Source organism: Paractinoplanes deccanensis, from assembly GCF_016862115.1.
In the GTDB taxonomy this organism is placed as follows: domain Bacteria; phylum Actinomycetota; class Actinomycetes; order Mycobacteriales; family Micromonosporaceae; genus Actinoplanes; species Actinoplanes deccanensis.
The window spans coordinates 1-4,480 of sequence record NZ_BOMI01000042.1 but is presented as its reverse complement, the minus strand read 5'-3'; the positions used below and the strand labels follow the sequence as shown (position 1 = coordinate 4,480).

General features: G+C 73.2%; 5 protein-coding genes. 3 read left to right on the top strand and 2 right to left on the bottom strand.

The window, feature by feature from the left end:
- Positions 1-276: 276 nt before the first annotated feature.
- Genes Ade02nite_RS12540 through Ade02nite_RS12530 form a run of 3 tightly spaced genes read left to right on the top strand, consistent with a single transcriptional unit; the run spans position 277 to position 2,650 of the window.
- Entirely contained in the window at positions 277-846 is a 570-nt protein-coding gene (locus Ade02nite_RS12540) for a TetR/AcrR family transcriptional regulator (protein ID WP_203761783.1), read from the top strand.
- Complete coding sequence (locus tag Ade02nite_RS12535; protein ID WP_203761782.1) at positions 843-1,496, top strand: lysophospholipid acyltransferase family protein; 654 nt, start codon at positions 843-845, stop codon at positions 1,494-1,496. Before Ade02nite_RS12540 ends, Ade02nite_RS12535 begins: the two co-directional genes overlap by 4 nt.
- The gene (locus Ade02nite_RS12530; RefSeq protein WP_203761781.1) at positions 1,493-2,650 is read left to right on the top strand and encodes a DUF4241 domain-containing protein; all 1,158 of its coding nucleotides are present in this window, start codon (positions 1,493-1,495) and stop codon (positions 2,648-2,650) included. The genes Ade02nite_RS12535 and Ade02nite_RS12530 overlap by 4 nt, the downstream gene beginning before the upstream one ends.
- Before the next feature lie 217 nt (positions 2,651-2,867).
- On the opposite strand, the gene Ade02nite_RS12525 is transcribed toward Ade02nite_RS12530, so the two are convergent.
- On the bottom strand, positions 2,868-3,737 hold the full coding sequence (locus Ade02nite_RS12525) for a TetR/AcrR family transcriptional regulator (protein WP_239168715.1): 870 nt from the start codon (positions 3,735-3,737) through the stop codon (positions 2,868-2,870).
- An 86-nt stretch (positions 3,738-3,823) separates the two neighbouring features.
- Positions 3,824-4,147, bottom strand: a complete 324-nt coding sequence (locus Ade02nite_RS12520; protein ID WP_203761780.1) for a DMT family transporter — start codon at positions 4,145-4,147, stop codon at positions 3,824-3,826.
- Positions 4,148-4,480: the final 333 nt, after the last annotated feature.

Here is a 4,480-nt window from a genome sequence, read left to right as displayed (position 1 = left end):
GCATGCCGCGCATCCGCTCGGAGCGTCCCGCGTTCGACGCGAAGTTCCCGGAGCTGGCCGCCGGTGACCAGTCCATCGCCGGCCCGCCGGAGGGCGGCGCTCGCCCGCTGACCAACGAGTCCGACGGGGGAGCCACCTACCGCGAGGACACCAAGTAACTCCAAGCGCCGTGACAGGCCCGCCTCTCTTCGGAGGGGCGGGCCTTTCGCTTTGCCCGCCGGATGCCAGCGCCCTATGGTGTAGACACTGTCTACCGGCGTGCTGTAGACAGTGTCTATGTCCGATGACTTGCGTGCGCGGCTCGTCCGGGTCGGCGGGGAACTGCTCGACGCGGAGGGGATCTCGGCACTGTCCCTGCGCGAGATCGCCCGGCGGGCCGGCGTCTCACACGGGGCGCCGCGCCGATACTTCCCCACCCACCTCGAGCTGCTGTCGGCCATCGCGCGCGAAGGGTTCACCGATCTCGCGGCCCGCGCCGAGGCGGCCCTGGCCGAGGCGCCCGGCGGAGCCCGGGAGCGGCTCGCCGTGCTGGCCCGGGTCTATCTTGACTTCGCGGTCGAGCGCCGCGGGCGGTACGCGTTGATGTTCCGCCACGACATCCTCCAGAGCGGCCACCTCGGGCTGCGCGACACCAGCCTGCCGCTCTTCCGCCTGCTCACCGACCTGGTCGCGCAGGCCCGTCCCGGCTCCACCGTCGCGCCCGAGATCGTCGCCGGTGCGCTCTGGGCCAACCTGCACGGCGTGGCCGAGCTCTGGAACTGGGGCAGCCTCACGCTGGCCACCGGCGCCACCGATCCCGGCGCGCTGCTCGACGCCGCCCTCACCGCGCACCTGGGCCCGGCATGACGCCGCTCTACGCGCTTGCCCACCGCATGGTCGGCGGCTACCTGCGCACCACCTGGCACCCTGCCGTCAGCGGACTCGAGAACCTGCCGGAATCCGGGGGCGCGATCCTGGCGCCGAACCACCTGTCCATCGGCGACCAGGTGTTCCTCGGGGTGCTCACGCCCCGGCACATCGCGTTCTGGGCCAAGGCCGAATACTTCCGCGGCGAGGGACTGCGCGGGCGTCTCACCCGAAGGGTCGTCACGGGGATGGGCGCGATCCCGGTCGAACGCGGCGGCGGGCGGGCCGCGCTGGCCGCGTTCGACGCTGCGATCCCCGTGCTCCGCGCGGGCGGCCTGGTGGCGGTCTTTCCCGAGGGGACCCGCTCGCCGGACGGCCGCCTCTATCGGGGACGCAGTGGCGCGGTCCGGCTCGCTCACCAGGCCGGTGTCCCGATCATCCCGGTCGGCATCCGCGGCACCGACCGCCTGCGCCAGCCGGGCAGCCGCCTACCGCGCCGCCACCCGGTCGCGGTCAGCTTCGGCCCCGCCATCCCGGTGCACATCGAGGGTCCTGCGGACGTACGCCGCATCACCGACTCGGTGATGGCCGCGATCCAGGAGCTGACCGGGCAGGAGTACGTTCCGCGCTACGCCAAGGCGGCGCCGTGACGAAGATCGTGGTAGCCGACTACGACCCCGCGTGGCCCTCGCTGGCGGCGGCCGCGATCGAGGAGCTGCGGACGGCGCTGCCGGACGTCGTGGAGCGGATCGAGCACATCGGATCCACCGCCGTGCCCGGGCTCGCGGCCAAGCCGACCATCGACCTCATGGCGGCGACCCGGCGGCTCGACCTCGTGGCGGCGCGCGCTTCGCGGCTGGCCGCCCTGGGCTATCGGGAGCACGCGAACGGCATGACCGACCGGCTGCTCTACGTGCGCTTCGCGGGCGAGGCGCGAACCCACATCGTCCACATCGTCACGCTCGACTCCTGGCCGACGCGCAACCAGCGGATCCTCCGCGACTACCTGCGCCGCCACCCCGGCGAGGCGCAACGCTACGGGCGGCTGGCGGCACTCATCCCGGCGACTATGAGACCGCTCTCGTGCAGGAGCTCACCGACCGCGCGCGGGCCGAGGCAGGGTTGCCGCCGGTGCCCGTCCGGGAGAAAGGCTGACATGGCGTACGTACCGGATCTCGGCGCGTTGACGGTCGAGGGCGCGACCTTCAAGGGCGGCGGTTGGTCGTACGCCATGCAGGTCCACGATCTTGGTCCGGTGATCCTGCCGAGCGGGCGGGTGGTCGGCTGCGATCCGCTCCTCGGTGCCGACGAGGCTTCGCCCTTCACGGTCGGGACGGCCGCCGGCGCCTATCCGCTGCGAGCTTGGGTGACCCGGATCACGTCAGGCCGCGGCGTGCCCCAGACCCGGACGGCGGCCCTGCAACTGGTGATCCACGATCGGCCGGCGGCCCGGTGGGAGATGGCGGTGATCGAGGGCCAGGATCCGGGTGGCCTGCCGGACGACGGCTACTTCGGCTACCAGGTCGGCGCCGGCGCCGGCACCCTCGCCGACGAGGTCGCGGTGCGGGCGCTGACAGGCTGGTCGTACGACGACTTCGAGGACGCGTTCATCCGCGACGAGCTGCCGGCGCCGCCGAGCGCCCTGGGCGCCGTCGCCGACGAACCAACCGGTGCGAACGTCATCTCCGTCAGCACGGGCTGGGGCGACGGCGTCTATCCGACCTACATCGGCTACGCCGGGGACGGCGCGGTCACAACCTTCGTCACCGACTTTCTGGTGGTGCCGCTCCCGGACGCTCCGTAGCCGTCTCCACGACCGGCCTGGCCGGGGGTTCTTGACGAGCGCCGCGATGTTGCTCCGCGGCGGCGACTTCGCGCGGCCGGGTGGGCGAGAGGACTCTACGCGGTCGGGCGGCTGAGGGGATTTCGTGCGGTGGGGTGGCTGGGGGCTTCCTGTGATCAGAGGGCTTCGTGCGATCGGAGGGCTTCGCGCGATCGGAGGGCTTCGCGCGGTCGGGCCGCTAAGGGGCTGCGAGGCGCCGGATCGTGGCGGTGAGGGCCGGGGCGTCCACCTCCGCGCCGGTGATCAGGGCCTGGAGCATGACGCCGTCGATCAGGGCGATGAGGTCGCGGGCGGCGGTCTCGCCGAGGTGGGGCGTCAGCAGGTTCCGGAGACCGTCCACCCAGGCCAGCGCGAGCGGCCGCAACGCGGCGTCACGGCCGGCCGCCACGTAGAGCTCGCACTCGATTTGCGCCCGCCGGCGGTCGGCGAGGTATTCGGCGATCAGGTCAGCGAGCGCCGCCGGCACGTCGGGGGTGTCGCGGAGGCGGGCCGCCCACAGTTCGAGGTCGTCGTGGAGGTCCGCCGCGGCCTTCCGCAGCCCCGCGGCGATCAGATCGTCGAGCGTGGGGAAGTAATAGGTGGTCGCTCCCAACGGCAGCCCGGCCCGCGCCGCCACGGCCCGATGGGTGGTCCGCCCGATGCCGGCCTCGGCGATCACCTCGAGCGCGGCCGCGGCCAGCGCCCGCCGCCGAGCTTCGGGGTCACGCGCCCGCTGGACGCGCCGCCGAGCCTCGGGGCCACGCGCCTGCTGCACCCGCCGCCGGCCCTCCGGCTGCGTCGCCGCGCTGGCCGGGCTGTCGGGCGCGGCGGCGGGGCTTGCGTTGCCGGGCGCGGCGCGGCTTGCGTTGTCGGACGCGGCGGCGGGGCCCGCGTTGCCGGGCGCGGCCAGGCTTGCGATGGCGGGACCTACGTTGCTGGACGCGGCAGGGCTTGCGTTGTCGGGCGCGGTGGCGGGACTTGCGTTGCTGGACGCGGCGGGGCTTGCGTTGTCGGGCGCGGTGGCGGGACTTGCGTTGCTGGACGCGGCGAGGCTTGCGTTGTCGGGCACGGTGGCAGCACCTGCGTTGGCGGGCGCGGCGGGGCTTGCGTTGTCGGACGCGGCGGCGGGGCCCGCGTTGTGGGGATTGGGGGCGGTCAATGGGCGCCGCCGCCCAGGTTGACGGTTACCACGCCGGCGATGATCAGGCTCACGCCTACCACTTTGGGCACGGTGAGAGGCTCGCCGAGGAACGCCGCGCCGATGGCCACGATCGCGGCGGTGCCTACGGCGGACCAGACGGCGTAGACGACGCCGACGGGCAGGTCGCGCACGCACAGGGCCAGGGCGAGGAAGGACACCGCATAGCCGGCCAGGCAGGCCAGCGTGGGCCAGAGCCGGGTGAACCCGTCCGTCGACTTCAGCAGGCTGGTGGCGGCGACCTCGGAGGAGATGGCGAGCACGAGAAAGACGTAGGGCACGGCGACTCCCCAACTTGTACGTATGTACAAGAGCGACCGTACAAGAGGACCATTCGTGTGTCGCGGTGACTCCTGCCACTGCCACCCCGCCCGGAACATCGGTCACGAGCGGCCTAGAACGCCGGGTAGGCCGCGCCCCGGCCGAGGCGAGGAAGAAACGCCGGACGCCCTGGCCGGCGATCTGGGACAACTCTGCGGACAGAAGGGAACGCCTGCCGGGCTAGGACGGTCCTGCTGCCACGACCGCCAGATGCCGGCGGTATGACCGGCGCCGGTGGCTCGGTTCAGCGATGGCGGCACTGGATGCCGGGGCGCGCGTCGGGGTGGTGGTGC

Coding starts and splice junctions, on each gene's coding strand:
- Ade02nite_RS12540 (WP_203761783.1), top strand. CDS start 277: ATGTCCGATGACTTGCGTGCGCGGCTCGTCCGGGTCGGCGGGGAACTG.
- Ade02nite_RS12535 (WP_203761782.1), top strand. CDS start 843: ATGACGCCGCTCTACGCGCTTGCCCACCGCATGGTCGGCGGCTACCTG.